Source organism: Streptomyces sp. NPDC054786 (assembly GCF_053611685.1).
Map to the genome: position 1 here is coordinate 55,245 of NZ_JBSHAW010000021.1, position 25,848 is coordinate 81,092.

The 25,848-nt window shown below is 66.1% G+C and carries 27 protein-coding genes and 1 pseudogene; 7 read left to right on the forward strand and 21 right to left on the reverse strand.

Annotated features, from left to right (window positions below; translation table 11 throughout):
* Window positions 1-36: 36 nt before the first annotated feature.
* On the reverse strand, window positions 37-897 hold the full coding sequence (locus tag ACWGI6_RS19005) for an RNA polymerase sigma factor SigF (RefSeq protein WP_453268569.1): 861 nt from the start codon (window positions 895-897) through the stop codon (window positions 37-39).
* 192 nt (window positions 898-1,089) lie between these two features.
* On the opposite strand from ACWGI6_RS19005, the gene ACWGI6_RS19010 reads away from it, so the two are divergent.
* Both ACWGI6_RS19010 and ACWGI6_RS19015 read left to right on the forward strand, forming a co-directional pair.
* A complete protein-coding gene (locus tag ACWGI6_RS19010; RefSeq protein ID WP_453268639.1) occupies window positions 1,090-1,242 on the forward strand; it encodes a hydrophobic protein in 153 nt (50 codons plus the stop codon).
* Window positions 1,243-1,490: 248 nt separating this feature from the next.
* Window positions 1,491-1,664, forward strand: a complete 174-nt coding sequence (locus tag ACWGI6_RS19015) for a CsbD family protein (protein ID WP_453268570.1) — start codon at window positions 1,491-1,493, stop codon at window positions 1,662-1,664.
* Window positions 1,665-1,803: 139 nt separating this feature from the next.
* Here ACWGI6_RS19015 and ACWGI6_RS19020 read toward each other — a convergent pair whose 3' ends face one another.
* On the reverse strand, window positions 1,804-2,697 hold the full coding sequence (locus tag ACWGI6_RS19020) for a SigB/SigF/SigG family RNA polymerase sigma factor (protein WP_453268571.1): 894 nt from the start codon (window positions 2,695-2,697) through the stop codon (window positions 1,804-1,806).
* Between the two features lie 299 nt (window positions 2,698-2,996).
* Here ACWGI6_RS19020 and ACWGI6_RS19025 point away from each other — a divergent pair, with 299 nt between their 5' ends.
* Window positions 2,997-3,359 (forward strand): STAS domain-containing protein, encoded by a 363-nt coding sequence (locus tag ACWGI6_RS19025; RefSeq protein WP_453268572.1) that lies wholly within the window; start codon window positions 2,997-2,999, stop codon window positions 3,357-3,359.
* A gap of 250 nt (window positions 3,360-3,609) precedes the next feature.
* Here the strand turns inward: ACWGI6_RS19025 and ACWGI6_RS19030 are convergent, their stop codons facing one another.
* Together ACWGI6_RS19030 and ACWGI6_RS19035 are read right to left on the reverse strand one after the other, a co-directional pair.
* Window positions 3,610-5,502, reverse strand: a complete 1,893-nt coding sequence (locus ACWGI6_RS19030; RefSeq protein WP_453268573.1) for a glycoside hydrolase family 15 protein — start codon at window positions 5,500-5,502, stop codon at window positions 3,610-3,612.
* Between the two features lie 307 nt (window positions 5,503-5,809).
* Entirely contained in the window at window positions 5,810-6,037 is a 228-nt protein-coding gene (locus ACWGI6_RS19035; protein WP_393903633.1) for a DUF6458 family protein, read from the reverse strand.
* Between the two features lie 334 nt (window positions 6,038-6,371).
* On the opposite strand from ACWGI6_RS19035, the gene ACWGI6_RS19040 reads away from it, so the two are divergent.
* Window positions 6,372-6,818 (forward strand): GNAT family N-acetyltransferase, encoded by a 447-nt coding sequence (locus ACWGI6_RS19040; protein WP_453268574.1) that lies wholly within the window; start codon window positions 6,372-6,374, stop codon window positions 6,816-6,818.
* Between the two features lie 246 nt (window positions 6,819-7,064).
* Here the strand turns inward: ACWGI6_RS19040 and ACWGI6_RS19045 are convergent, their stop codons facing one another.
* The 7 genes and pseudogenes from ACWGI6_RS19045 to ACWGI6_RS19075 all read right to left on the reverse strand — a co-directional run bounded on the left by ACWGI6_RS19045 (window position 7,065) and on the right by ACWGI6_RS19075 (window position 12,742).
* On the reverse strand, window positions 7,065-7,424 hold the full coding sequence (locus ACWGI6_RS19045) for an ATP-binding protein (protein ID WP_453268575.1): 360 nt from the start codon (window positions 7,422-7,424) through the stop codon (window positions 7,065-7,067).
* A 241-nt stretch (window positions 7,425-7,665) separates the two neighbouring features.
* Window positions 7,666-7,990 (reverse strand): annotated as a pseudogene (locus tag ACWGI6_RS19050) (IS701 family transposase); the annotation flags it as partial.
* Between the two features lie 117 nt (window positions 7,991-8,107).
* The gene (locus tag ACWGI6_RS19055) at window positions 8,108-8,434 is read right to left on the reverse strand and encodes a PRC-barrel domain containing protein (protein ID WP_453268576.1); all 327 of its coding nucleotides are present in this window, start codon (window positions 8,432-8,434) and stop codon (window positions 8,108-8,110) included.
* Window positions 8,435-8,775: 341 nt separating this feature from the next.
* Window positions 8,776-9,540, reverse strand: coding sequence for a thioesterase II family protein (locus ACWGI6_RS19060; RefSeq protein WP_453268577.1), 765 nt, complete (start codon window positions 9,538-9,540; stop codon window positions 8,776-8,778).
* A 123-nt stretch (window positions 9,541-9,663) separates the two neighbouring features.
* Window positions 9,664-10,353 (reverse strand): class I SAM-dependent methyltransferase, encoded by a 690-nt coding sequence (locus ACWGI6_RS19065; RefSeq protein WP_453268578.1) that lies wholly within the window; start codon window positions 10,351-10,353, stop codon window positions 9,664-9,666.
* Window positions 10,354-10,431: 78 nt separating this feature from the next.
* Window positions 10,432-11,661: an acyltransferase family protein gene (locus ACWGI6_RS19070; protein WP_453268579.1), complete on the reverse strand. Its 1,230-nt coding sequence runs from the start codon at window positions 11,659-11,661 to the stop codon at window positions 10,432-10,434.
* A gap of 91 nt (window positions 11,662-11,752) precedes the next feature.
* Window positions 11,753-12,742, reverse strand: coding sequence for an alpha/beta hydrolase (locus ACWGI6_RS19075; RefSeq protein ID WP_453268580.1), 990 nt, complete (start codon window positions 12,740-12,742; stop codon window positions 11,753-11,755).
* A gap of 474 nt (window positions 12,743-13,216) precedes the next feature.
* On the opposite strand from ACWGI6_RS19075, the gene ACWGI6_RS19080 reads away from it, so the two are divergent.
* Window positions 13,217-13,873 carry a response regulator gene (locus tag ACWGI6_RS19080; RefSeq protein WP_453268581.1) on the forward strand — a complete coding sequence of 219 codons (657 nt, stop codon included), beginning with the start codon at window positions 13,217-13,219 and terminating at the stop codon, window positions 13,871-13,873.
* A 601-nt stretch (window positions 13,874-14,474) separates the two neighbouring features.
* Here the strand turns inward: ACWGI6_RS19080 and ACWGI6_RS19085 are convergent.
* The 5 genes from ACWGI6_RS19085 to ACWGI6_RS19105 form a co-directional block, all read right to left on the reverse strand.
* Complete coding sequence (locus tag ACWGI6_RS19085; protein WP_453268582.1) at window positions 14,475-14,864, reverse strand: hypothetical protein; 390 nt, start codon at window positions 14,862-14,864, stop codon at window positions 14,475-14,477.
* A gap of 374 nt (window positions 14,865-15,238) precedes the next feature.
* Window positions 15,239-15,742 (reverse strand): hypothetical protein, encoded by a 504-nt coding sequence (locus ACWGI6_RS19090; protein ID WP_453268583.1) that lies wholly within the window; start codon window positions 15,740-15,742, stop codon window positions 15,239-15,241.
* The gene (locus ACWGI6_RS19095) at window positions 15,739-16,164 is read right to left on the reverse strand and encodes a hypothetical protein (RefSeq protein WP_453268584.1); all 426 of its coding nucleotides are present in this window, start codon (window positions 16,162-16,164) and stop codon (window positions 15,739-15,741) included. The genes ACWGI6_RS19090 and ACWGI6_RS19095 overlap by 4 nt, the downstream gene beginning before the upstream one ends.
* Before the next feature lie 3 nt (window positions 16,165-16,167).
* Entirely contained in the window at window positions 16,168-16,317 is a 150-nt protein-coding gene (locus tag ACWGI6_RS19100) for a hypothetical protein (RefSeq protein WP_453268585.1), read from the reverse strand.
* Window positions 16,318-16,508: 191 nt separating this feature from the next.
* Entirely contained in the window at window positions 16,509-17,222 is a 714-nt protein-coding gene (locus tag ACWGI6_RS19105; protein ID WP_453268586.1) for a hypothetical protein, read from the reverse strand.
* Between the two features lie 838 nt (window positions 17,223-18,060).
* Between ACWGI6_RS19105 and ACWGI6_RS19110 the strand changes: the two genes are divergently transcribed.
* Window positions 18,061-18,306 (forward strand): hypothetical protein, encoded by a 246-nt coding sequence (locus ACWGI6_RS19110; protein WP_453268587.1) that lies wholly within the window; start codon window positions 18,061-18,063, stop codon window positions 18,304-18,306.
* 52 nt (window positions 18,307-18,358) lie between these two features.
* Here the strand turns inward: ACWGI6_RS19110 and ACWGI6_RS19115 are convergent, their stop codons facing one another.
* A complete protein-coding gene (locus ACWGI6_RS19115) occupies window positions 18,359-19,126 on the reverse strand; it encodes a hypothetical protein (RefSeq protein WP_453268588.1) in 768 nt (255 codons plus the stop codon).
* 17 nt (window positions 19,127-19,143) lie between these two features.
* Here ACWGI6_RS19115 and ACWGI6_RS19120 point away from each other — a divergent pair, with 17 nt between their 5' ends.
* Entirely contained in the window at window positions 19,144-20,025 is an 882-nt protein-coding gene (locus ACWGI6_RS19120) for a phosphotransferase family protein (RefSeq protein WP_453268589.1), read from the forward strand.
* Between the two features lie 397 nt (window positions 20,026-20,422).
* Here the strand turns inward: ACWGI6_RS19120 and ACWGI6_RS19125 are convergent, their stop codons facing one another.
* The 4 genes from ACWGI6_RS19125 to ACWGI6_RS19140 form a co-directional block, all read right to left on the reverse strand.
* A complete protein-coding gene (locus tag ACWGI6_RS19125; RefSeq protein ID WP_453268590.1) occupies window positions 20,423-22,009 on the reverse strand; it encodes a peptide MFS transporter in 1,587 nt (528 codons plus the stop codon).
* 631 nt (window positions 22,010-22,640) lie between these two features.
* On the reverse strand, window positions 22,641-23,234 hold the full coding sequence (locus ACWGI6_RS19130) for a response regulator transcription factor (RefSeq protein ID WP_453268591.1): 594 nt from the start codon (window positions 23,232-23,234) through the stop codon (window positions 22,641-22,643).
* 140 nt (window positions 23,235-23,374) lie between these two features.
* Window positions 23,375-24,808 carry an amidase gene (locus ACWGI6_RS19135; protein ID WP_453268592.1) on the reverse strand — a complete coding sequence of 478 codons (1,434 nt, stop codon included), beginning with the start codon at window positions 24,806-24,808 and terminating at the stop codon, window positions 23,375-23,377.
* A gap of 34 nt (window positions 24,809-24,842) precedes the next feature.
* Window positions 24,843-25,847 carry an EamA/RhaT family transporter gene (locus ACWGI6_RS19140; protein WP_453268593.1) on the reverse strand — a complete coding sequence of 335 codons (1,005 nt, stop codon included), beginning with the start codon at window positions 25,845-25,847 and terminating at the stop codon, window positions 24,843-24,845.
* Between the last annotated feature and the right edge of the window lies 1 nt (window position 25,848).

The following is a 25,848-nucleotide window of genomic DNA, read 5'->3' on the forward strand; positions in this document are numbered from 1 at the left end:
GGCGGCGGCACTACCCCCATGCTGCAGGCGACGGTTTCACCGTTCGGTGAACATGCCGGCGCGGAGCTTGGAGAGCGTACGGGTGAGCAGCCGGGAGACATGCATCTGGGAGACACCGAGCTCGTCGCCGATTTGCGACTGGGTCATCTCCTGGCCGAAGCGCAGCTCGATCAGGCGCCGTTCGCGTGCATCGAGCGTGTCGAGCAGCGGAGCCAGCACATGCAGGTCTTCGACGGCCTCCAGCGCCGGGTCGTTCTCCCCCAGGACGTCGACGAGGGTGCGGCGCTGCTCCGACGGGTCCGGATCGGCGGGGGTGTCGAGCGAGCCGGCGGTGTAGCCGTTGGCGGCGACGATGCCCTCGATGACCTCGTCCTCCGACAGGTCGAGGTGGGCGGCCAGCTCACGGACGGTGGGGTCGCGGTCGAGGGTCGCAGCGAGGTGCTCCTTGGCCTTGGCCAGGTCGCTGCGGAGTTCCTGGAGGCGACGGGGCACATGGACGGCCCAGCCGGTGTCCCGGAAGAACCGCTTGATCTCCCCGAGGATGTAGGGAACGGCGAAGGTGGAGAACTCCACCTCACGCGAGAGCTCGAACCGGTCGATGGCCTTGATCAGACCGATCGTGCCCACCTGGATGACATCTTCCATGTCATCGCCACGGTTGCGGTAACGGCGGGCGACGTAGCGCACCATCGACATGTTCATCTCGATGAGGGTGTTGCGCACGTACTGGTACTCGTGCGTGCCCTCCTCGAGGACCTGGAGCCGCTCGAAGAACTGCTTCGACAACGCCTTCGCATCGCGCGGGGCCACCTTCTGCGGTTGCGTCACCTCCGGCAGTACGGAGCTCGTGTCGGCGTGCCGTTGCTCGGTCGTGGTCTCGCTCACGATGGTGGTCATCTCGCCTTCCCGCGCGCCCGGCACCCGCGGACGCTGCAGCGGCCGCCTACCCCGATCCCACACCACCATGCCTCCGCACCGGACGCAGATGCGATCAACGTCCCGGCGGGAGGGTGCGTGCTGCCGCACAGGGCACACGATGGCCCGGAGGTTGATAACCCGGTTCCCTCGCTTCTCCTACCCTTTCTCGCTCTGCTTTTTCTCGCTCTCCTTCTTTTCGGTGCCGGATTCGCCCTCAGGGCGCTGTGGTTTGTCACGGTCGTCGTACTCGCCTTGCGGGAGCGGGGTTTTGTGATGCGTTCCGCGGGAGCCGGCGGCAAGCGCAGCCGACGGAATCGCTGGTAGCCCGCAGGAATAGGTTGGGCCGGACAACATCGCATCGTCCCCACTTTCCGCGTTGACTGATGCATCATCACCACACTCAGGGGCACACGACGCACCATGGCCCGGGGCGTGCACTGTTCCGCAAGGGACTCACCTCCTCCGCAGTGTGCGCTCCGGGTCGCTTTCGCTCCCCCGCCGCATCCCGCTCCGTCGTTTGACGGCGCAAAGCGGGGGCACGCGACGAGTGCCGCCAACGGAAGGACCGCACAATGAGTGCCAGCGAAAAGGTCAAGGCCATCGCCGAGCAGACCATCGGAAAGTTCAAGAAGGAGGCGGGACGCGCTGTCGGAAACGAGAGCGCCACAGCCGAAGGCTCCGCAAAGGAATCCAAGGGAGATCTCCGCGGAGCGAAGGAGAAGGCCAAAGACGCGTTCAAGGAATGACCTGGGCGCACACTCTGCGGGAGGGGCCACAGCTTTCACGCTGTGGCCCCTCCCGTATGTCCGAACGGCGAGGCGAACAGTGCCCGTACGGCGCGACGCCCGCTTCCGGTGCCGGTACCGGAAGCGGGCCGGCCCGGGGTCACTTCTGGCTGAGCATTCCCCTGCGAAGCTGGTTGATGATGCCGGCCAGCAGGCGCGAGACATGCATCTGGGACACGCCGAGTACGGCACCGATCTGTGCCTGAGTCAGCTCCTGGCCGAAGCGCAGCTGGATGATGAGGCGGTCGCGGTCGCTGAGCAGCTTCAGGAGTGAGGCCAGGGTGTACCGGTCCTCGACTCTCTCCGTGGCGGGATCGGTCGCGCTGAGCACATCGGCGAAGGACGGTGCGTCGCCCTGCGCCGCATCACCGTCGCAGGGCACGTCCAAGGAGACCGCCGAGTAGCCGTTGCCGGCCACCATGCCTTCGATGACCTCCTCTTCTGTGAGCTGCAAATGCTCGGCCAGCTCATTGATGGTGGGGTCCCGGCGCAGCAGAGTGGACAGCTGCTCCGTTGCCCGGGAGAGGTCGGCACGGAGTTCCTGCAGGCGGCGCGGGACGTGGACGGCCCAGCTGGTGTCGCGGAAGAACCGCTTGATCTCCCCGAGGATGTGCGGGATGGCGAACGCAGCGAACTCCGTCCGGCGTGAGCGGTCGAACCGGTCGATGGCCTTGATCAGACCGATCGTGCCGACTTGGACGATGTCCTCCATCTGGTCACCGTGGCCTCTGTACCGGGAAGCCGCATAGCGCACCAAAGACAGGTTCATCTCGACGAGCGTATTGCGGGCGTACTGATACTCGGGGGTGCCCTCTTCGAGCTCCCCCAGTCGCTCGAAGAACAGCGGCGACAGAGCCTTGGCGTCATGGGGAGCTACGCTCCCGGCGTCCTCGATGCGAGGAAGCGTGGTGGCGGATTCTCCGGTGCGCGGTGACGGCCCGTCAGGGGCCCCCTGCAGTTTCGCGTCCGATACGTCCTCGAAAACCGCGTTCATGATTCACCTCCGGAATTCAGGTCCTTTGAGCACGCCCATTGCCCGACGTCGCGGCTCTTATGCGTGCTGGCCGAACAATCACCCCGCTGAGTGGCGCAGCCGGTGTACGGGAGGACGTCAGCCGCGAATTCCCGGATATTTCCCGCGGAGTACGACCGGCGCAGCGTGGCATTCCGCGCGAGAGATCCGGCGTCGTGCCGGAGACGCTTCGATGACCTGTCGGCGGGCCCCGTTCCGGGGGGAGGCCGTCGATTGACCGAACGGGAGACCGCCTGGAAGCCGTGCCCGAAACTCGTGACATGCTGGCGCCCATGTACGTCCATACACCGGCCGTGGTGACTCATGCCGTCGAGGACGAGGTCTTTGTCGTCCGTGTCAGCGGGTCCCTCGATCACGACAGCGCCCCTCTCCTGGAAGAGGCATGTGCGCTGGCGAAGGACTCCGGCGCTCCACGTACCGTCATCGATCTGTCCCTCACCGACTTCGCCGACTCCACCGTGCTGCATGTGCTGCTCGCCGCTCAGCGTGCCCACGACCGGCAGGAGCGCAAGCTGATCGTCGCCGGCCCGTTCCACCGAGTCATCCGTCGGCTCTTCGATGTCACGTGCACCGCCGGGTACTTCACGCTTGCCGACAGCGTGCCCCGCGCCCTCGAAGCCTGAGTACCCCTGCGCCCCGCGTCCACCGGCTTCTTTGTCCTGCGGGATGCGTTCCAGCAGCCCTCGCAGGTCATCCGCGTGCTCTTCCTCCTGGGCCGGCAGATCTTCGCGATTGCTGTCGCTCCATCACCTCGCGTCCGCCTTGCATTTCGGCGAAGAATCCCACCTGACCACGGTCAGCAATGCGGCATCCCTGCTTTACGGACCCCTGCCCGCGCAGTGGGTGCCGGGGGCGCGGAGAGCGAGTGGCGGCTCAGCCCATGAAACCGTCCAGGCTCGTGGCCGCGCTGATCAGCGCGAGATGGGTGAATGCCTGCGGGAAATTCCCCAGATGTTCGCCCGTCATCCCTATCTGTTCCGCATACAGACCGAGGTGGTTGGCGTAGGTGAACATCTTCTCCAGTGCCACCCTGGCCTCGTCGACCTGACCGGTGCGAGCCAGCGCCTCGACCCACCAGAACGAGCAGATCGAGAAGGTCCCCTCGGTGCCGTCCAGGCCGTCGGGAGACTCCATCGGGTCATAGCGAAAAACCAAGCTGTCCGTGACGAGACTCTTGCCGATCGCCCGCACGGTGGAGCGGAATCTCGGGTCGTTGGCCGAGAGGAATTTGACCATCGGCATCACCAGGAGCGAGGCGTCCAGAATGCTCTCCGGTGGCTGCTCCGGGTCGCCACTGAGGCGTTGGACAAAGGTCTGCTCCTGCGCGCTCCAGCCTTGGTCCATGATCTGGTGGTAGATCTTGTCGCGTTCCGACATCCAGCGCCCCAGATCGCCCGGCAAGCCGCGTTGGCGGGCCATTCGGATCATGCGCTCCACCGCTACCCAGCACATCACCCGCGAAGAGGTATGGCGCTGGGGTCCGGCGCGGGTCTCCCAGATGCCCGCATCGGGACCGTCCCAGTGCTCCAGGAGCCAGTCGAGGATGGTGCACAGGTCCATCCAGCTCTCGTGGGAAATACCGGCACCATGCTTGTTGAACAGATAGATGGAGTCGAACAGTTCCCCGTAGATGTCCAGCTGGAGCTGGCCGGCGGCGCCATTCCCCACGCGGACGGGGGCAGACCCTCGGTAGCCCTCCCAGTGGTCGAGAATCTGCTCGGGCAGCTCGGCATGACCGTCGATGGAATACAGCACCCGTAGCGGGCCGCGGTCACCGCCGCGTACACCGCGCAGGCAGTCGGTCAGCCAGCTGATGAAGGCTTGTGCCTCACGGGTGAATCCCAGGCGCAGCAGGGCGTGGAGGGAAAAGGCCGCATCGCGAATCCAGACGTAGCGGTAGTCCCAATTGCGTTCCCCACCGACCTGTTCGGGAAGCCCGAGGGTCGGTGCGGCGACGATGGCGCCGCTGGGCTCATGGGTCAGGAGTTTGAGGGTCAGCGCCGAGCGGTGCACCACTTCGCGCCAGCGGCCGGTGTAAGTGGACTGGCTCAGCCATTGGCGCCAGAACCGTACGGTGGACCGGAACAGTTCCTCGGCAGCCTGGGCATCGACCAGGTCGACGGTCGGCTCGGCACAGGTCGGTTCGGAGGACTCCAGTACAAAGAGCACCGACTGCCCTTCGGTCAGGTCGAATTCGCTGACCGCGTCCTGGCCCTCGGCATGGAGGGTCACGCTTGCCTGGAGCGAGAGTTCCAGCGCCTCGCTCGTAAAGCGCACACCGTGTGGCTGGGATTCCACCTTGTGCGGGTCCCGGCCGTAGTTCATGCGCGGTGCGATGACTGCTCGGATACGCGCACCGCCCCGCACGCTGACCACCCGACGCACCAGACGTTGCCGATGATTCCGGTCCCCCTCCGTCCGTATCGGCATGAAGTCCTGGATCTCGACGATGCCGTTCTCGGTCAGCATCCGCGTCATGAGGATGTTGGTTTCAGGGAAGTAGTACTGCTGCCGTTTGGCCACCTCCCCGACGGGGCTGATGTGCCAGTGCCCGCCGTTCTGTGCGTCGAGCAGCGAGCCGAAGATACTGGGCGAGTCGAAACGCGGGGCACAGAACCAGTTGATGCGGCCATCGGTCCCGACCAGTGCGGCTGTCCGCAGGTCGCCGATCAGCCCGTGTTCGGCGATGGGGAGATACCCCTCGTTCCCCGCACCACCCGCCGGTGCTTGACGGCCGCTCACGCGGAATGCACCAGCCCGCCGCATGCGACCTCCTGCGGGCGGAGCGGCGCTCGGCACCCAGTTGCTGCGGGCGCCGGCGCGGAATCAGCCGCCCGGAGAATTCTGCCGCCGGCACCGTCCCCGAATCCCTCTCCGTCCGGAGGGGATATCGCTCCGTGCAGGACGGACGCCGCTCCTGCCGTGCGGTCGTCTTTCATCAACTGCCTCTCTCGGCAATGCGGCTGTCTGCCGCTGCGCCGCTCGGCAGGGCCCCCACCGACCGTATGCATCGACGGCTACGGGAGGGCAGTTTGCATTCCTGGGCGCCTGGTCCTTTGGGCCGGCCCGTCATTCACCGGTAGGTACGCGTCTCCTCGACGTCGACCACCGGAGCTCCGGGAGACGGCGGCTGGACACGCCGCCGCTTGAGGATGCTCACATAGGTCGCCAGACCGATCACTCCGACGGCCATCATGATGAGCCCGACCAGGTCGAGATTGACCCCGGACAGGTGCCAGTCCACCGCGAACGTCAAAATGGCACCCACCGCGATAAGCCCGATGCATCCGCCGATACCCATGATCGTCCTCTCCCTCCGGTACGCAAAAGCTGCTGAACTCCCGTATGCCCCGGCGGAGCACATTCATGAGTCGAGGCGCTTCCGCGTGACCGGAGGGTCGCCCTGCCGGGTACGAACGACCATCTTGCCGCTCGTTGCCGGAGCCACCGTTCTGCTCCAGGTCATCCACGAACTTCGCGGAGAGCGGCCTGACTTGGCGCTGTCGCGCTCCTATTACTCCGCCTTGGCGTCCTGATGGGCACCGGCCTGGCCGCGCGCGCCTTCAACGACACCGGCGACTCGCTCGGTGGCAAGTGGAGTTGACGTCCGAGGTGAACGCGGGTCTCCTGTTGCGATGTCTGACCTTCGCATCCAGCAGCCGGACGACGACGCCACCCTCAAGGACTGGCAGCACGTCCACAACGTGATCATTCCTACCCACCTCCTCTCGCTGGATGAGGTGCGGGAACGTGCGCAGCGCCACCACTTGGAAGTCGCGTATTTCGGTGGCGACCTCATCGGGTGCAGCACGGTGCGCGCGCCTACGGACGACACGCTGACGGTCACAGTGATCGCCCGAGTGCTCGCCGCTCACCGTGGTCAGGGGTTCGGCGAGGAACTCTATGCGCGCGGACTCAGCCGGGCGCAGGAGCTCGGCGCCGAAGTGATCGAGACCGTCGTGCTGTCCTCCAACGAGGACGGTCTGCGGTTCGCACGCAAACACGGGTTCGTCGAGACCGAGCGATACCTGCTGCCGGGCGACAGCATCCCCTGGATCGACTTGCGCCTTTCCCGATCCTGACTCTCCTGGAGCTCGTTGCTCCGGGCAGGGCGACAGTCGAGCAGCTGGTATCGGATGCGGAGTGGGGGTTCGACCCGGGCGAACCGTCCCGCTATCCGCTCAACAGGCCCTCGAACGCCTCCTGCCAGTGGGCAGGGTGAAGCCTGGTCCGCCTGCTGTCCGGCGCCCGGCCCGGCCGACGCACGACGGCGGGGTGGGGGGAGGGCATCAGACCTGGGCATCAGACACGGGCATCAGACGAGGCCATCAGAGGGGCAACGTCACACGGATGGTCTTGCCGGTCACGGTCACGGTGATGTCGATGGTGCGGGCCAGGCGTTGTATCAGGGGCCAACCGCATCCTCCGGTCGCGTCAGGGGCACGAGGCGCGGAAGCGGTGGGGCAGCGGTCGCTTCCGTCCTCGACCGCCACCTCCAGGTATCCCTCGGTGATCCGCGCGGTGAACCCGGTGAGCCCTCCCCCGTGCCGCTGGGCGTTGGTGACCAGCTCCGTGGTCACCAGAAGGGCATCGACGAGAGCCAGGTCATCGACCGGGCTGCCTGTCCTGTGCAGCATGTCGTGCACAAAGTTGCGTGCCTCGGCTGCTCTTACAGGTACTCCCCGCATCACACTCTTCCACCTCAATGCGCCCACGCCGTCCTGGCAGCGCCGTGTCCCGGGTCCGCCTGCCCGACGGGCATTGCCGGCCGGGGCCTTGTCGCACGGCAGGACGGCGGGACGGCAATACTCTCAGGCCCCCTTGCCGAGACCGCAGCGGGTACGGGTGCAAGCGGCGGCACACCGCCGACCAGGGTGAAGTGCCCGGCGGTGTCACACCGGCCAGGACCCCGGCCGTAGATCGTGAGCTTCATGATCGGTTCGCGGCTTGTCGGCGGCCATGGCCGGCCTGGGCACGGGCTCGGTGGCGGCGTCGCCCATCGGACCAGCTGAGCCGGTGGGTCAGGTCGTGGACCTGCTGGCTGATGAGCGTGGGGGTGAACAGGCGCTGGATCTCGTTGCAGCCGAGTCGAATCAGGCCGTCCGGTCCGGAATGTAGGCCGTGTTCGTCGGCTCGGACGGCGGCGAGGAAGGCGTGGACGAGCATGGCGAGGGTGACCAGCGGGTCCAGGACGCGAGGCGGGGACCTGGTGCTCGTCGAGTCCGGCCAGGCCCTTGGCGGACTGGAAGGCTACCGCCATCCGCCGTCTTCACACCGGACTGCGCAGCCACCATCACGATTTACGGCCGGAGTACTGGGACATTATTCGGGCGCGCGGTCGAAGGCGATCGGAAGGGTAACGGTAATGGCCTTACCGCCCGCCGTCGGGATGGTCAGCGCTGCTCTCGTGCCCATCCCCCTCGAAGGCGGGCGCGTCCTTGATCTCCTGCCTGGTGCGGCCGACGTAGATCTTCTCCTCGCCCTGGTCGATACCGGTCACCGTGCCGGCCGGCAGCACGACCCGCCTCGCGAGGATCCAAGGGCCGGTGTCGACGACAAGGTGCGCGGAATCGACCTCATCGGAATGCTTGTCGACCTTGCCGATACTCCCGTCAACGGCTTCGACGCTGTACCCCGCGAGGGCCGTGCCCGCCCGGTACCCGGAGTCGGGAAGGTATCCCCAGACATGGGAACTCATGCGAAATCCCTTCAGCGCGACGCGACAGCAGGCTCATCCCGCCCCTGTTCCTGCTCATCAACAAAGGGGAATTGTGACGGGCTCTTTCCAGCATGTCGGTCATCCCGACAGTGCTCTGCTGCCCCGAGACCTGTATCCAAAACAGCGGGCGAAAGCGCGGAGACCGGAGCCGTCCGGTGCCGCTCACCAGCAGATGCGGGAGCGGACCGGCCGGTTTTCGGCGAACGGAGTACCACGCAAAGGACCGGAAACGCCGCGCGCCTCCGACCGCACGTCAGCCCCCGTTTCGCCATGCACCCCCGCCCGCGGCAGGCGGACTTCGACCGACGCCGCACCGGGCCTCATCCGAGGGCGACGAGTCGCTCCTGAATGTCGCGGGTCAGCTCGGCTTCCTGGGGGATGAGGTAGAAGTGCCCCCCGGGAAATGCGCGCGCGTCACAGCGGGCCGAGGTCAGCTCCGCCCACGCCCGGACGTCGTCGGGAGCCGGATCGGGGTCGTCCGTCCCGAAGTAGGCGACCACGGGGATGTCAACGGCAGGTGCCTTGGGTTCCGCCACATACGCTTCGAGCAGCCGGTAGTCCGCACGGATCGTCGGCAGGAACAGCTCGCGCAGCTCGGGGTCCTGCAGGAACTCCGCCCCCGGACCTCCGAGCCCGCCGACCCTGGCGAGCAACTCCTCATCGGTGAGGTCCCCCTTGCCGAGGCGCCGCAGGCGATGGGGAGCGGCCCGGCCGGAGACGAGGAGCGCCGCCGGGCCCGCGACCCCGCGCCCGGTGAGCAACGCCGTGACCTCATGCGCCACGGATGCCCCCATGCTGTGACCGAAGAAGACCGTGCGGGGCGTCATATGGGGTGCCAGCCCGTCGGCGATCCGGCCGGCGAGTTCCGTCATGCTCGTGATGCCGGGCTCGGCCATCCGCGCCTCACGGCCCGGGTAGCACACCGCGCTCACTTCCCAGTCGGACGGGAGGTGCCGGGGCCAGGAGCGGAAGAAACTCGCCGAGCCGCCGGCGTGCGGGAAACAGACGAGCCGGAGCCGGGGTGCGGCCACCGCCTGGTAGGTACGCAGCCACGGCGTGGAGAGCGGGCCGGAAGAGAGAGGCATGCGGGGAAGCTTAGGTGCCGGACCTGGGTAAGTGCCCGGGCTCGCATACACCGAGCGGCCCCGGTACGCGTACCGGGGCCGCTCGCCTTCTTCCTTCCCGCCGTCGGACCACCCCCGTAGGCCCTACGGCAGATTGAAGAAGATCATCGGGTTGTGGTCACTGACGCGGACCGGCTCGTCCAGGCCCAGCCTTTTCTTGACGGCGGCGAGCTCCGCCGTCACCTGTGGGGCCTTGGCGGTGGAAGGCGTGAAGAACTCGATGCCCGTCTCGGCCAGCCATTTGACGATGACCGAGCCTTCGCTGAGCGGCTTCGGGCGCCGTCCGTGGAAGACGTCGTGGACGCTGGTGGGTGTTCCCGCGGGGACGGCGGGAAAGAGGTTGTCGATGTACCAGTGGGCGAAGCGCGCCCCGTGGTCGGCATCGATGAAGAGGTAGTCGGTCCTGGCGGGTATCTTCGCCAGGTTCTCCCGGACGTCTCCCATGGTGAACGTCCATCGCTCCCCCGCGAGTTCCGCCGGAACGTTGCGCACGACGTTGTCGACGATGTCGAACGAGTGGAGGTGACCGTTCCCGTTGTCGCGAAGCGCGCTCAGGATCCACCTCGTCGACCAGCCGTAGAAGGTTCCGATCTCCGCCACGACATCGGGGCGCAGCTCACGCAGCAGCAGGTACGTGATCTCCGCTTCGTAGTCGTCGAGCTGGGCCTTCATCGACTTGCCGCGATCCCGGAGAAACTGCCGCTGGGCGTCGCGCACCTTGCACAGGGAGTCCTGGTATTTCACATACAGGGCGCCGACGTATTCGGTCGTCATCGCTTGCATTTTTTCCTCCGTCGCAGCAGCGGGCACGAGGTGATCTGTCATGTCAGAGAGGTTCTGCACGCGGGCGGTTCACGGAACCTGGTTCCGGCTGCTCCGCGCGTCGACCTCCACGTGCTGGAAGGCTCGGCACAGTGCCACCAGCAGCAGGACGAACACGGGCACCCACACCAGGCGGGCCAGGACCCAGGCCGACGCGTCGGGGGCGGTGTGGAGGCCGAAGAGCGGACCCGTCAGCGGGAGAGTGACCGCGGTGACCGAGAGCATCGCGGTCTGGTGCCAGAGGAAGATCGTGATCACGGAGAGGTTCATCAGGGCCACCGCCGCCCAGGCGAACTGGCCGGGTGTGGCGGTCCGTTGCCCGCCGGGCGGGTGCTGGGCGGCGGACCGCGGCTGTCCGACCAGGCGCCGCAGCGGGCCGCACAGCAGGAGGGCCGCACCGCACTGGGCCAGGCCGAACGTGACAGCGGCGAGCGAGAGCGGGTTGAGGTTCGACAGGGCGGCGCCGGGGACACCGACCATGCTGGCGGGATAGCCGCCCCACACGATGAGTGCGGCGGTCGCCAGGACTCCGGTGACCAGCAGGCCGGCCGCGTGCCGGCGTCGGGCGAAGCCACCGGCGGCCCACACCGCGCCCAGGCAGTACGGCACCAGCCAGCCCGCGAGGACATTCACATTGCGGACCGTCTCGACCCAGGCGACACCACCGCTTGCGAAATGTGCCACGTCCAGCACGGCCACCACGGCACCTGCCCCGACGGCGATCCGCCCGGGTGCCCGCCGGACGAGGGGGGTGGCGGCGGTCAGCACGATGAACACCAGCAGGAACCACAGGGGCGAGACCACCAGGTTCAGAAGCGTGCTGATCGTCTCGTGAGCGACACCGGCGGCGGCCAGGCCGAGCACCACCAGCAGCCACAGGAACAGCAGCGTTCCCACCGGCCGCAGCAGCCGGCGCAGCCGCCGGGCCAGCCAGCGGCCGTGGTCCGGGCGTGCGGACCGTGCGGTGGCGTAGCCCCGGGCCGCGACCCGTCCGCCGACGAAGAAGAAGATCGCCAGCGGCTGCAGCACCCAGGACACCGGCGTCAGAGCCGGCAGATGGCGCAGCGGGCTGTCCCCCACGAGGTGGCCGTCGGCTCGCAGCGTCACCGCGGTCACCAGCCAGTGGCCGAGCACGACGCCGAGGGCCGACAGGGCCCGCAGGACATCGATCGCCCGGTCGCGGTCGGCCGGGGTCGCCGCGTCGATCCGGAGTACCAGCGCGTGCAGTCGGCCGAAGAGCGGCGGCGGACCGGCGGACACGCTACTGCCGGATATCGGCGCCCTGCTGGGCGGGGCCGCGGGGCGGAGGGGTACGGCGGGGCGGAGGCGTACCGCGGGGCGGAGGCGTACGTCAGCCACGGGAGACCTCCGACGTCCGCCCCGCGGCGATCAGCGCGAGGTTGCGCAACGGGAGACTGCCCGGCGCGAGATAGTCGCTGTGCCCGCCGGTCCCCGCGTCGAAGAGCTTGGCACCGAACGGCCGGGACACCGGGTCGGCACCGAAGCCCAGCGTCCCGCCGAATGCGGGCAGGCTGACGTGCGGGGCTCCCGCGATCCAGTCGTTCGCTCCCCGCCCCGCCCACACCGGGATGCCGTGGAACTCGGCCACGGACCCCACACCCATGCCGGGGCTGCCGAAGACCGCGAGGCCGGCGAGGGACGAGGGCGCCGCGCGGCCCGTGCCGCCGACGGCGCTGCCGCAGACCACGGAACCGTACGAGTGGCACAGGAGCGTCACACGTGCCGCGGGGCTCGCCGACCGCAACTCGTCCAGCAGCCGCCGCAACCGGCTGCCGCCCTCGGTGGCGCGTGCGGTGCTCAGCACATCCCGGCTCATGGTCCGGGGCGCGCGGTAGCCGTACCAGGCCACCACGGCCACCGGGGTGGTCGAGACCCGGCGCAGCTCGTCGTGGAGCGCACGGGCGCCGCCGCCGAGCGAGGCCCGGCGCGAGCCGAGGTGGTCGAAGGTGTCGATCGTGGTGTCCGACCCCGGCACCACAACGGCGATCCGGCGCGCCGCGGCGAGATCACCGAGAACCTCCACCGCCTGGCCGTCGCCTGCCGCCCCGAAGGACAGGAAGTGCCTTCCAGACGCGGCCAGTTGGTGCAGATAACGTTCCCGGTCGCGGTCCCCGATCCGGTGCGCGGCGCGCTCGGCCGCGGCGATGGAGGCCCGGTTCACGGCGTAGCGCGCGTCCAGCGTCCCGGCCGTGACCGCGGGAAGAGGTGGCGGTGAGGGCGTACCGGGAACTGCGGACCGGGCAGCGGCACTGACCGACAACACAATGGTTGCGGCAACGGCCACCAGCAGCCCACGTCTCCCCCATTTACGTGCTCGCATTGACAGCCGTTCCTTCCCGTCATTCGCTCAACTGACTGGAAGGCTAGGATTTTGCGATCGGGAAATCGTCACACTCAGGCGCCAACTGCATTTGTGGCTCTGAGGTATGACTGCCCCTCGTGAATCAGCAACAAGAGCTACTGATTCAACACCGGGCCGAGGACCACTGGAGTGCAGGACCGGCGCCCGGACCGCCGTCGTTCCGCATCGTCCAGGAGGGGCGCTGAACAGCGCCCCTCGCCGTACCACGGCTGCCAGGTCGAGAGTTCGAGCTATCCTGCGACCGGACTGACATCCGCCTACGTGTTTCCCACGACCCGGCAACCGGTGCGCGGCGTCAGGTGGGGAGGGGCACGGCGTGTTGGGTACGAGAGAGCGGGCTTCCGCACTGGGCGGCACTCTGGGGAGCGAGCCACGAGAGGACGACTGGTCCGCAGTCACGGCTTCCCGGCCCACGAGCGAGGGTGAGGGCGCATGACGATCCGCGTACTGGTCGCCGACGACCAGACCCTGATCCGGGAGAGTTTCGGCATCCTGCTCAATGCACAGCCGGACATCGACGTGGTGGGCGAGGCCGTGAACGGCGAGGACGCGGTCCGCCAGGTCGGGGAACTCACCCCGGACATCGTGCTGATGGATGTACGGATGCCCGTCCTCAACGGCCTGGAAGCAACGCTGAGGATCACCGAAGACAACCGGGACGTCAAGATCATCATCCTCACGACCTTCGATTCGGACGAGTACGTCTACGAGGCCCTGCGCGTCGGGGCGAGCGGCTTCCTCCTCAAGGACTCCTCGGCCCATCAACTCGCGGACGCGGTACGCACCGTCGCCCGGGGCGGAGCCCTGCTCGCGCCGACGGTCACCAAGCGCCTGATCGAGGAGTTCTCCCGGCTGCACACCCCCCGCCTCCGTAGCGAGCGCGTCGCGGACCTCAGCGAGCGCGAAACCGAGGTACTCCGCCTGATAGCCCAGGGCCTGTCCAACTCCGAACTCGCCGCCCGCCTGGTCATCGCCGAACAGACGGTGAAAACCCATGTCAGCCGCATCCTGGTGAAACTCGGCCTCCGCGACCGCACACAGGCCGCCGTCTTCGCCTACGAGGCCGGCCTGGTCGTCGCGGGCCAGTAAACCCCTGGACCTGTTCCTTCCGGCGTGGCCCCACCAAATCCCCGTGGAATGCGACCGGCACACAGCCCAAAGAGTCTCTTCGTGACATCGCCCGCACCGATGCTGTTGCGCCTGCCCCGGAAGGCATTATCTGCTGACCGCTGGCCTTTCAATGGAGCTCGGACCTGCCGGCGACGTCCGGCTTCCCCGCTGACCGCCGCGATCCACATCGATTGATGTGCCATGGGGTTCAGCTCGACGCGTGGCTGTGACGAGATGACGATGGAGGTGCCGACCGGCAAGGTGCTCGGTTCCGCCCTGAAGCTGCCGCGCAACTACTCGGGCAGCGTGCGGTGCCGAATCGACCCCGTACGTGAACCCCAGGTGCATTCGCTGGACGAGCCCACCACGGGCCGCCTCGGTCCCGAGCAACCCTGTCGAACTGAGGGAAATAGCCGGTCGTTGATCACCAGGGCCGAGCGTTGCGGCCTTCATCTTCATGCCAGGGTCTGCCAGTTGCTTCTCCGCGGTCTCATTTGTCAATTCGATGAGACGAATCCGGGAAGGCGCTCTAGCCTCTCAGACTATAAGTTGCCCCAGCACTTAGACTCGCCGGAGTGATTCAGTCGAAAAACTGCTCCTCAAATTCCTCCTCTGCCCGGTCCAGTTCCCTGTCAGACAGGGTAGCCGGGGTGAAGTTACGCCCCCTCACATGGTCGATAAATTCATCCGGGAGCTGCACCCCGTACTCCTGCACAAAGTATCCCCAGTATGCAGGCCACACCCATTCCCCATCGGTGCAGTACCCGAAAGGAACAACTGCCCCTTTTTCCGCATTCATCGGATCTTGAATATTTCCAGCCGCAAGCAGAGAGTACGATCCGGACAAGTACATTGCCAACGGCTCACGCAGGGCAGGAGCCAGATGCCCCGCCAGCTGGCTGAGCGAGGCCCGCTGGAACAAGCCTTGATTCTCCGCTTGAACTTCCTCAAAAACCGGAAGCATCTTCATAGGGCCCTCAACCAACCTCCCTAATCGGCAGCCCAGTCGGACCGTCCAACTTCTCTACACTACCGTCGGGGTTGTACCGATAGAAAACGCCAGGCAGGTTTCGAACCTGACTAGGGCAGACCTTGTAGTTCAACTCACGATCAACTCCGAACCACCCATGCCGACTGCTGTAGAGATATACATCCGGCGCAACAACCGGTGCTTTAATGTAGTGCGCCAGTCGGCGTGCAAAAGTCCCATCCGCGTGTCCCCTATTACAGGAAAGCAATCTGACCGGTGTTCCTGGCAATATAGTCGGGTCGTCGGCGGACGACGGCGAGTCGGTCACTTCAGCTCAATTCTCTTCGAGGGCGGCTCCTCGAAGAGAACCGAGATCACTCCTCGTCCAGAGCATTCAAACTCTTCTCATCGAGGTCGAGCGGAACCCGCTCCAACGCGTGCTCGATACTGCCCTTGGGGATTGCGGCGGTACCGACCTCAATGTGGCCAATGCCATCCAGACTGAATGCCCCACCCCGTTCATACATCTGCACAAGCGGCTGGAACGGCGAAGGGAGGTCCACGAGGTCCGCGCGGATGTCCGACAGCACGGCGAAATTGAGGGCCCACTCGATGGTCTCGAGGATTACCGGCTGTTGCAGGCCGATCTTGCCTGCAAGAACCTCCAAAATGTCGGCATCGATCCGAGCTTCGGGATCGATGTGGGCGGCGATGTCGAAGAACGGCCACTCACCGGCCCTCGTCTCCCCTGCCCAAAGAGCAGATCGCCGCATGAACTCACGCATGAGTGCCACACGCGAACGGGTCCGATCGAACGAGCCGTCCCAGTCGACTCTTTCCAGCCTCTCAGCAAGCATCAGCGCCGAAGCCGTCCTCATGGCTTGTTCCTCCGAATGTACTCAATAAGGTCGTCCAAGTTTGACAGATCGGGCAGGGGCTCGAACGGAGGCGGATCCATACCCAGTGTCCGCCATGCCGCATAGGGGTTGCGATGCGTCTCGTGCGGGCACACCTCATGTGCGCCGTAGTGTTCCCGAGTGAACCAGTTGACTCCGTCAGCGTCGTAATTCATGTCCCTGTACGGCATGCCTTCGGCCATGAGAACGCTCTCGACGGCTTCATGGATCATCAGTCGTCTGAAGGCGACTTGGCCTGCTTCGTCGAGCTCTCCCCTCTCTGCCTCCTGCCAAAGGTCGGCGATATGCGCCATGGGAGCCACCCGCCCGTTCCGGACTTGTCCGGGGCCGATAGGGAAGTCCTGGTGAACGGTGAAGAACAGATGTTGCTTCACCCGGTCCAAGACTTAATTGGAGATACCAGTGTTCTCAGCTATCCGTACCGTGTCACCTTCGTTGGCCCGGATCATGTCGTACGCCTCACCGGCCTTGGGCTGCGGTTCGTCCGCGTACGGCACGCCGTCCGAAGCGAAGTGCTCGGGGGGAACCGTCACCACGTCGGATCCGCCTGGCAGGTCAGGTTCCCGGCAGAGATGCGTCACCCGGACCCCCGGTCTCAGAGGCTGGGGGCGTCTCCCCTCCGCCTCCGCTGGAGGGGGTGTTGTCTCCGTGGCCGCCCGCAGTCGTGACGTTGTCCGCTCCACCAGCGCCTGGTGTGTGGGACGCGCCCTCGCCGCCGAGGGCGTTGTCACCAGGACGGCTGCCGACCGAATTGTTGTCCAGGCTGTTCGTTGCCTGCGCTGCCGCCCCCGGCGCCGTGGTCGCCCGCGTGGCCCACGGGGGTATTGTCACTCGGGCCGCTGCCGCCATGGCCAACGTTATTGCCGGCGCGGGCCGGTTCGGAGACGTCCGACACGACACGCGTGAAGTCATCGCCCCGTCCGCCGACGCCGGCCGGGACCGGCTGGTCCTGATGGACCGGGGTTTCAATCCGTGAGTTGTCGGCACCCGTGGCGGGTGGGGCGGGCTTGCCCTTGGGGGCGTCCTCGGCGCGCTGGAAGAGGCTTCCGTCCTCGTTGTAGAGATCACCTCTGCCGCCCATGTACTTCCCGGTGTAAGGGTCCTTCACCGTGTGCGGTGGGAGGGTGACGGTGCCCTTGGGCAGCTCGATGCGGCCGTCCGGGAGCTTGATCGCCCCGTCCGGAACTGCAGCACCCTTGGGCAGTTGCACCGTGCCGTCCGGCATCTTGACCGAACCCTCGGGCAGGCTGAAGGCGCCCTCGGAGATCTTCGGGGTCTCGATGTGGCCGGCGTCCTTGAGGTGGGCCATCACGTCGCCGATCTTCGACAGGCCCGCGCCCGCGCCCTTGAAGACGTAGGTCCTCGGGTCGATGGCATGGCCCACCTTGCGGGCGAAGGACAGGGCCCTGGCCGCTGCGCCGGCCTTCCCCGCGCCCTGCACCGCAGCACCGCGGCCACGGGCGAAGATGGCGGTGATGACGTTGAAGGTGTGCCATTTCGTCGTCCGTCGCCTCTGTCACGGTCGGTGAACCCTCGGCCCCTCGGCGATCACGCGCCGACCGTCAATCCTAGGTGCAACCGTATGACAGCCGCACTTTCACGTCAGTCACAGCACAGTCAGCTCATGATTCACCGTCATACGCCGTGCACATGCCTCCGGTTCCTCGGGGAGAGAGCCCCTTGTCGCCGCCCCACACAACATCCGTTGTTCGCGTATGACGCACTTCGTCGAGCCACCGCTCTCTGAGCACCCTGCCCTCAAGGGACCCGTGCAGCCAGACGTCAGTGACCAGTTCGTCGTCACTTCCCCCACGCACAGATGCCGTCACTCACCACTCCTGGCTTGCCGGGTCCGGCTGTGAAAGGGGAATACGCATCCGCGGGAACCCCGCGGAGCTCCCCACCGCCAAAAGTGGTCGGGAGCTCCGTCGTTTGTGGGGTGGAGTGCGTGGCCGGTACGAGGCACCGGGGAGCCCGGGCAGGCGATCTACCACAAAGAGGCCATGAACCTGCTGGGCGTTCCGCACACGTGGATGAGCAAAACCGCTCAGCACCACGAAGCTCCCGGCGACCTGCCACACGGAAGTAGTCAGCAGACCGTCTGACCAGCGACGCACTGCACCTGACGCCCCATCAGGAAAGCGTCAAGATGCCCGGAGAGCGTCATTTCAGCGTCAAGATATCGCCCGTAACGCCCACACCGCACACCACGCGCACGGGCGAAAAATCGCAGGTCAGGCGCCCTTCCACGCCTTCTCCAGGATGACCACACACTCCACATGATGCGTCATAGGCAGCAGTGGCTCGACCGGTACTTCCGCCGATTCCTCGGCACCACCTCCCTCCAGATCCACGACTGGACCACCGGGCACGCCGACCTGCACTGGGCGAACGTCACCCACGCCCCGCTGGTTGTCCTCGATTGGGAGGGGTGGAGCCTGCTACCGGTCCGCTACGACCTCGGCCTCCTCCACGCCTACACCCCGACCGCGCCCGCGACCGCAGCCCGGCTGAGGCAGGAGTAGCCAAGGTTCTGACCAATCCCGCGGGGCGGGCCGGGGAACTCGTCGCGGTTGGTCAGCTCCTCCAGGCGTGCAGCAGAGGCGTACACTCCCACCTCACCCCGCTCATCGCACAACGCGCCGAACACCTCACCGGCACACCCGTCCCCACGCCCTGACCAGGGTCCGTGGCGAGATCGACCAGCACGCTCGATCGGCCTTGACTGGCGAGTTCCTCCAGTACCGGCAGCAGGGTCTGCGCGTGACGGGATGGCCAGGAAAGCGCCACCAGCTCAGACGCGGGCACGGCGGAAGGGGTCGGAGTGCCTGCGAGACGGCTGTCGGGACGGATAGTTGTGAGCTTTCGCAGCCGGGCGGAGCGCTCCGGGTTGTACGGCGCCGGCGCACCAAGGGCATACGCGACGCCCGACCAGGTGACGGTATAGGCGCGGTACTCGCGGGCACTGCTGTCCCGCAGCCCAAGCAGCCCTTCGCACGGAGCAACGGTCACGGGCACGGGGGCCGCGGCGAACTCGGGCCACGCGCTCAGCACCAGGAGTTTCCGCACCAGCTGCGTGATCAGACGCCGTACGGGAACGTGCTGCACGTACAACCACGAGGCGCCACCCGGCGTCTCGGCGCGCCGCGAGCTGTACGCCTCCAAGGCGGACATGACGACGCCACCTCCGTCTTTGTCCTGCCCCATGCCGAAGCCGTCACCCGGGTCAGCCGGGACGAACAGCGCACCTCGATTCAACGAGCCATCGACCTCACCCGCTGGCTGGCCGGCCAGGGACTTGAGGTCACCGAACCACTCGCCGTATCGCAGCCCTTGGACATTCACGGATACGTGATCACCCTGTGGCGGCACTACCCGCAGCCCGATGGCCCGCCCCCCGGCCCGGAACACCTCGGCCGTTTGCTCAGCCGCCTGCACCGGCTCCCCGAGCCCCCCATCGAGCTGCCCGCCTATCGCCCCCATCTGGCTCTGCGTCCTGTCGTCGAGTCCAGCACTGCCCTTTCACCCAGCGATCGCGGCTCGGCTGCTCCGACGAACTTTTGGACGCCTACGCGCATCTCGACTTCCCCCTCGGCCAGGGATTGGTCCACGGTGACGCCTACCCGGGCAAGACTCTCCGGGACGGTTCCGCCGCCACGCTCGGCGACTGGGACGAAGCAGCGATCGGGCCGCGAGAGACTGACCTCGCCAACACCTTCCAGGGCGTCCGCTTCGGCCGCACGCCTGCCCAACTGCGCGCCTTCTCGGACGCATACGGCTACGACCTCGCGCGCCAGCTGGCCGCCGCACTCTTCGACGTCGAAGGCGAATGCGCCGACGACGCGTTCGACACTGCCCTTCGCTACGCTCACGTCGCGGGCAACGCCGCCCTTGGTGCGAACGTACTCGCCTTCTGGAGCGCCGCCGCCTACAACACCGGCCGTCTGCACGATGCCGCAAACATGGCCTCCACCGGACTCACAGCCGTACGCGGCCGAGCAACCCCCCGCGTCGGGAAACCGGCGGGGTTTCGTCGCGTCACCAGATCTCACACGAATCGCACAGACCCCAAAGACGCCTCCGCATCACAAGGCTCCGAGCTGGACTTACGCACCCCGCCCTGGACTCGCTGGACGCACTTGGACGGTTCCTACGACATGTGTCAGGTGGTCCCGAGCGCGGCGCCCAGTACGAGTACGGGGACGTCGTCGGGACCGTCGATCCGGTGCTGCAGGGCCTTCTAGCTACCGGCTCTCCGACGCGGTCCTGACGCCCGGGTCAGGAAGAGCCGCCGGGGTATGTGCCGCCGGTCGCGGCCGAAGCGAGGTACCCACAGGTCAGAGCCTCACCTTGGAGACGACGCAGACGACCGGGCGATCCGGCTCGTCGTGGCTCACCATGATCCTCTGGTACGGATGCAGCGCCACGCCCTCGGTGATCAGGGCCGGGGACTTTCGGCCCGGAGAAGCGGCGTTGCGGGGTCGGCGTCGACATCTCACTCACGCCCTGCACGCTCGAATCTCACCATTTCTCACATGCCGGGTCAAAGCCCCGTGCAAGCCATCCCATGCCGTGGCGGCTTCGCGAAGATCTTCCACGTCCGGCTTGACGTACCACCGCTTGGTGGTCTTCACGTTCGTGCTATGACGCTGACACCTTCCCACTCACGGAATCCTTAGGAAATTTTTCAGAATTCACAGGCTCGTCCACGTCGGGTTCACTGATCATCTGATGGTGCACCTTGGGAGAATAGAACCACAAGCCGATTCCGAGAAGAATCACAAGAGAGCCGATGATGCCGAAGTACGGTCCCGAGGTAGTCGCGCTGTAGTACTTCGAAACTTGAGCGATCAGCCCCTGTGCTGCAGAGTCAGAAGCGTAATTAAGACCTACGACCTGCGAGGCAAATGCGATGGGCGCGAGCTGTGTAGTGGCAGACAGTCCGACAGGGTTGACGAACAATTCGCCGATCGCAATCAAGCCAAGACTCGCCAAGAGCCAAGCCGGATTTGCGGGAGTGTGCGGCCCATCAAGGAACCAGGGCAAGAAGAGGAGGGCGAATCCGGCACCCGTGAGGATCAGGCCGACAGCGAACTTCTGCGGGGCTGTCGGCTGCCGGCGAAGCTTTGTCCAGAGGGAAGCCAGTACGGGTGCGAAGGCCAGCATGACAGCTGGGTTGATTGTCTGCACCAGCGTCGGGTCGAGATGGAACCCCCAGGCATTTAGGTCTGTTTGCTGGTCAGCGTAACTTGCCATGACAGTGAATTGTTGTTCCTCGACGAACCAGAACACCACCATGGCAATGAATAGAGGTATAAATGCCTTCACACGTCCACGCTCGACAGTCGTGACCTTGCTACTGCGCAGCATAACAATGAAATACATAGCTGGCACAACGAGCGCGAGCACGCTGACCGAGTTGACAATACCCTCGGCACTCAGATGGTCACTGACCACCAATATGACGATTATTATCGCCAGGACGAGGAAAGCGCCCCCGAGCGCCCCGTATACGCGGGTTCGATGGTGGACCTCTAGAGGGTTGGGAGCGTGCATACCAGCGTCACCCAGAGTTCCGCGGGCACGCAGTAGGTATTGAAGGAGGCCGATGGCCATACCGACCGCGGCGGCGCTGAACCCCCAGTGAAAATGATTTCCTTGCGAACTCGCCTGATTGGGGCTCGTCAAGACGTCCCCGACTATGATGGGAGAAAGGAAGGACCCCATTTGCACACCCATGACGAACAGAGTGAATCCGGCGTCACGGCGATTGTCGCCCTTTTCGTAAAGATCACCAACGTTCTTCGTGATGTTCGGCTTCAGTAGGCCTGTGCCCACGACAAGCAAGACCATGGAGGCATACAGGGCCAGGGGACCCCCACCCGGTATCGCCAGCGCGACGTGGGCACACATGATGAGGACGCAGCCCCATGCAATAGAACGACGAGCGCCCAGAATCCGGTCGGCTACCCAGCCCCCGGCGATGCCGGACATATAGAGAGCCGCGCCATAAATAGAGACGAGACTCATGGCCAGATTTTTATCTAATCCCAAGCCGCCGTGGGCAGCCTGGTAATACATATAATAGAGCAGAATTGCCTTCATGCCGTAGTAGGAGAAGCGCTCCCACATCTCAGTCATGAAGAGCGTGGAGAGTCCCCATGGGTGCCCGAAGAATCTCTTCTGCGAGTCTTCAACGATGTTGGGCTCGGGAGTATCTACTGCCACGGAACCTCTTTCCCTGTCAACCATTCACGCGGATCGGCATTAGGACCCGCGAGTGCTGCACAGCACCTGTCGCATCACCGCACCCTCAGAGGCCAAAACATAAGCGGCCCACGAGGCAGTCTACTTCGGCATGGAATCCATCCGTTTCATCCGGAGCCGCAATAGAGCGGTTCGAATCACCCTAAAAGGGTCACCCGCCATTACTTCATACGGATGCGGAGGGGGATTTTCCCCACGTTGCGTTGCACGATAGACATCCAGAATATGCTGCAGACTGGCAGACACAGAAACCCCCTAATTGCATACAACTCGCCTCCATTCACTTATGCGATCACGCCGCCATCGAAGTAGTCAAACTGACTTGCTAAAAACAAGCCAATAGCAGAAGCTGAGCAAGCTGGGCTGTTCGGCGCATATCGCCCTGTTCGAGCTTGAAGCGCTACGCGTGACCGCCGCCCTACAATCGAGCCCGCCCGAGGGGCAATCAACCAAGCAGCCAGCAGTAGCAAGTATCTCTAACCTCGCGCTTTCATAAAACGGGCGGTCCGATGGGTGATCGCCAACGCACGAAGTGCTCCTGACCTGCAATGCCGGTGAGTTAGGCCCGTGCGGGGGAAAGTGCGAGGAGTATTCACGCTTCGCACCGGCCGAGTAGGGCCAGCCTGGTGAGTTCGGCTTTGTTGCCCGCGCCGAGCTTGACGCGGATTCGTTTGACGTAGGTGTCGACGGTGTGCGAGCTGATGCCCAGCCGTGTGCCGATCTGACCATGGGTCAGTCCCTGCGTGATGTGCCACAGGACCTGCTTCTCGCGCTCGGAGAGGTGGAATGCGTCCACCGGCACCGCATCGGTGTCCGACCGAGCGGTGCAGCCGCACTGCGGCACGGCGGTCCGGGAGGCGACGGCCTTGACCGCCTTGACGATGCAGTGGCCCGACTCCCACCTGCCGAGTACGGCCGAGGCGCCCGCCATCAGGTACGTGGCGGCCTGTGCGGGGGCCTCGTGGTTCACGACGAGGACGGAGGTGTGCGCGGCCACGTCGGCGATGCGATGAAGGGCATCGGCCGAAGCCGCCTCCGCGTCGATAAGGAAGACGTCGGCGTGTGAGAACCGTCTTTCATCCAGGGTGGTCTTGGCCGCGAGCACCATGATGCCGACGTCGTTGAGGACCTGGACCAGCCCGACGAGATAGACCGGGGACCTTCCCCAGATTTCCGTGCGGATCACGCTGCCCCCCGTGCGGTTGGTGAGTTCCGGCATCAGGCTGCCAGAGGAGGGGGCGGCGCGGGGTCAACGAACGTGATCAGCAAGCTGCATGGCAGGCTGCTGCCTTTTCCCGGTGCCGGTGCGGCCGTAGGCGGGGACGGCTACCAGAGCGCCGGCCGCCGTTCGCGCCACGGCCGGGCGGCCTCCAGCTGCGCCGACAGGGACACGAGCGTGGCGTCGTCGCCGTAGCGGGCGGCGAGCATCATCCCGATGGGCAGGCCCGAGGCGCTCCAGTGCAGCGGCACGCTGACGGCTGGCAGGCCGGTCGCGTTGTACAGCGAGGTGAACGGGCTGAACGCCAGTTGGGCCGCGAACTCGGCGGCGGGGTCCTCGTCGTTCCGCAACCCGCCGATCATGGCGGGAGGCTGGGCGAGGGTCGGGCTGAGAATCACGTCGTACCACGAGAGAACCACGTCCGCGAGGTGCTGGCCGAGCGCGCGGAACGTGTGCAGGGCGTGGGCGAACTGCGGGCCGGAGACGGCACCGCCCCGTTCCCGCAGGGCGCGGGTGAGCGGCATCAGCAGGTGCTCCTGCCCAGGTCCGACGGGGAAGGTGCCGGCCATCACTTGCCACACGGTGACGAAAGCGCTGCGCAGGCTCCCGTCGACGGGGAGCTCCACCTCGTCCACCTGGTGACCCAGATCCCGGAGCAGTACGGCCGCGTCCTCGTGGGCTACCCGGCAGTCGGGGTGAACCTCGGCCTCCGGCACGGGCGGTTGCAGCACCGCGGCCACACGCAGGACGCCCGGATCGCGCCCCACGTATGTGGAGAAGGACTCGCCGGGCGGCAGCGAGGGCGCAGCGTAGGGGTCGCCCGGCATCGGTCCGGCCAGAGCGTCGAGCAGCGCCACCGCGTCTGCCACCGTTCTGGCAAGCGGGCCGTGGGTGCTGAGTCCGGTCACATCATGCTGCACCGGCCCGCCGCTGACCCGCCCCCGGCTCGCCTTGAAACCGAACAGCCCACAGGCCGATGCGGGGATGCGGATCGAACCTCCGCCGTCGGTACCCTGCGCAAGGGGGGCCAGTCCGCTCGCGACCGCCGCGGCCGCGCCACCACTCGATCCGCCGGCCGTACGCCGCGGGTCCCACGGGGTGCGGGCGGGCGGCGCCAAACGGTTCTCGGTGTGGCAAGGCAGGCAGAACTCGGGGGTGTTGGTCTTTCCCAGCATGACGGTGCCGGCCCCGCGGAGCCTGGTCACCACGTGGTCGTCGATGTCCGCCACGTGGTCCGCGTACGCCGCCGAGCCCATCGTGGTGCGGACCCCCGCCACCAAGTTGATGTCCTTCACCGGGACGGGCACTCCGTGCAGCGGCGGCAGTTCCCGGCCGTCGCGACGGGCGGCGAGGGCTTCGGCTTCGGCCTTCGCTGCCTGGTCGCGGGCCAGCTCGGGCGTGACGGTGAGGAAGGCGCCGATGGTGTCGTTCAGCCGGTCGATCCGGCTGAGGTAGTGATCGGCCAGCTCGACGGGGGAGACCGTGCCCGTCCGGATCGCGGCCGCCTGCTCCAGTGCCGTCAGATCGTGCAACTCGGCCATAGCCGCCACCCCTCGTCGATCGCGCAGTTCCCGCTCAATGCGCACCTCCTATGCGTTTTCTCGCCGATTGCGACGCCTTTTCCGTCGCTGCGGGGGAGGTTTTCTCCCGCGTTGCGTCTCGTCTTCCCGCGCGCCAACGGGCCCAGGTGCCCAGGGACATGGCGGCGGACAGGATCACGATGCCGACGAGAGTGTCCTGTGACTGGTGCAGCCGCGGGTCGAGGAACTGGGCGACGTAAGTGATCACCAGATTGGTGCCGAAGAGCATGGACACGGTGATCGGTTCGGTCCGCATGATGCCCTGTTGGAGCAGGTAGAGCGAGATGATCACGCCGAAGACGCTGATCGCGAGTATCGCCCCGATGCTCTGCGGGGTGTAGGACCCAAAGCTTCCCCGCGCGAGCATGAGGAAGAAGGTTGCGATGATCAGCAGCACAAAGCGCGAGGCCAGTATCTGCGGTACCGCCATTCCCGCATCGCCCAGTCGTTTCGTGTAATACGTGATGCCCGCCAGCGACGCGGACGCGAGCACGCACACCACGACTCCGAACACCAGCTCACCGCCCGACACGCTTCCGATGGCCGACGCTCCGCGCAAGGCCGCCGACAGCAGGAAGCCCATGGCCGCCAGGATCGCGGCGGCCGCCACGATCTCCAGGGGCAGCGCCTTGGTCCCCGGACGCAATTTGAGCCCGAGCAGAATCGTGAGCGCGGGCACCAGGCCGTTGATGAGCGAGTTGGCCACGGCGGGCTCGAAGACCGTGAAGGCGTAGAGCACCGCGATCCAGCAGACCGCGCTGGAGATATTGAGCATCACGACATTGGGCAGGTGCTGCCGGATCGCGTCCTTGAGAGCCCTCTTGTCCCTGAGCGTGAAGAAGTAGAACGCCTGGGCTATGACGAACGAATTGAAGACGAGGAACTCCGGTGACAGGTTCTGTACCAGAGAGCCTTCCAGTACCGACTTCATGGAGTTGAGGACGCAGTACCCGAGGACGAGCAGCGGTCCCACCAGGGCGGCGCGGCGGCTGAGTGACATC

Coding starts and splice junctions, on each gene's coding strand:
- ACWGI6_RS19020 (WP_453268571.1), bottom strand. CDS start 2,697: ATGAACGCGGTTTTCGAGGACGTATCGGACGCGAAACTGCAGGGGGCC.
- ACWGI6_RS19060 (WP_453268577.1), bottom strand. CDS start 9,540: ATGCCTCTCTCTTCCGGCCCGCTCTCCACGCCGTGGCTGCGTACCTAC.
- ACWGI6_RS19080 (WP_453268581.1), top strand. CDS start 13,217: ATGACGATCCGCGTACTGGTCGCCGACGACCAGACCCTGATCCGGGAG.
- ACWGI6_RS19085 (WP_453268582.1), bottom strand. CDS start 14,864: ATGAAGATGCTTCCGGTTTTTGAGGAAGTTCAAGCGGAGAATCAAGGC.
- ACWGI6_RS19005 (WP_453268569.1), bottom strand. CDS start 897: ATGACCACCATCGTGAGCGAGACCACGACCGAGCAACGGCACGCCGAC.
- ACWGI6_RS19015 (WP_453268570.1), top strand. CDS start 1,491: ATGAGTGCCAGCGAAAAGGTCAAGGCCATCGCCGAGCAGACCATCGGA.
- ACWGI6_RS19090 (WP_453268583.1), bottom strand. CDS start 15,742: ATGAGGACGGCTTCGGCGCTGATGCTTGCTGAGAGGCTGGAAAGAGTC.
- ACWGI6_RS19110 (WP_453268587.1), top strand. CDS start 18,061: ATGATGCGTCATAGGCAGCAGTGGCTCGACCGGTACTTCCGCCGATTC.
- ACWGI6_RS19045 (WP_453268575.1), bottom strand. CDS start 7,424: ATGCGGGGAGTACCTGTAAGAGCAGCCGAGGCACGCAACTTTGTGCAC.
- ACWGI6_RS19065 (WP_453268578.1), bottom strand. CDS start 10,353: ATGACGACCGAATACGTCGGCGCCCTGTATGTGAAATACCAGGACTCC.
- ACWGI6_RS19025 (WP_453268572.1), top strand. CDS start 2,997: ATGCTGGCGCCCATGTACGTCCATACACCGGCCGTGGTGACTCATGCC.
- ACWGI6_RS19030 (WP_453268573.1), bottom strand. CDS start 5,502: ATGCGGCGGGCTGGTGCATTCCGCGTGAGCGGCCGTCAAGCACCGGCG.
- ACWGI6_RS19055 (WP_453268576.1), bottom strand. CDS start 8,434: ATGAGTTCCCATGTCTGGGGATACCTTCCCGACTCCGGGTACCGGGCG.
- ACWGI6_RS19135 (WP_453268592.1), bottom strand. CDS start 24,808: ATGGCCGAGTTGCACGATCTGACGGCACTGGAGCAGGCGGCCGCGATC.
- ACWGI6_RS19075 (WP_453268580.1), bottom strand. CDS start 12,742: ATGCGAGCACGTAAATGGGGGAGACGTGGGCTGCTGGTGGCCGTTGCC.
- ACWGI6_RS19140 (WP_453268593.1), bottom strand. CDS start 25,847: ATGTCACTCAGCCGCCGCGCCGCCCTGGTGGGACCGCTGCTCGTCCTC.
- ACWGI6_RS19040 (WP_453268574.1), top strand. CDS start 6,372: ATGTCTGACCTTCGCATCCAGCAGCCGGACGACGACGCCACCCTCAAG.
- ACWGI6_RS19035 (WP_393903633.1), bottom strand. CDS start 6,037: ATGGGTATCGGCGGATGCATCGGGCTTATCGCGGTGGGTGCCATTTTG.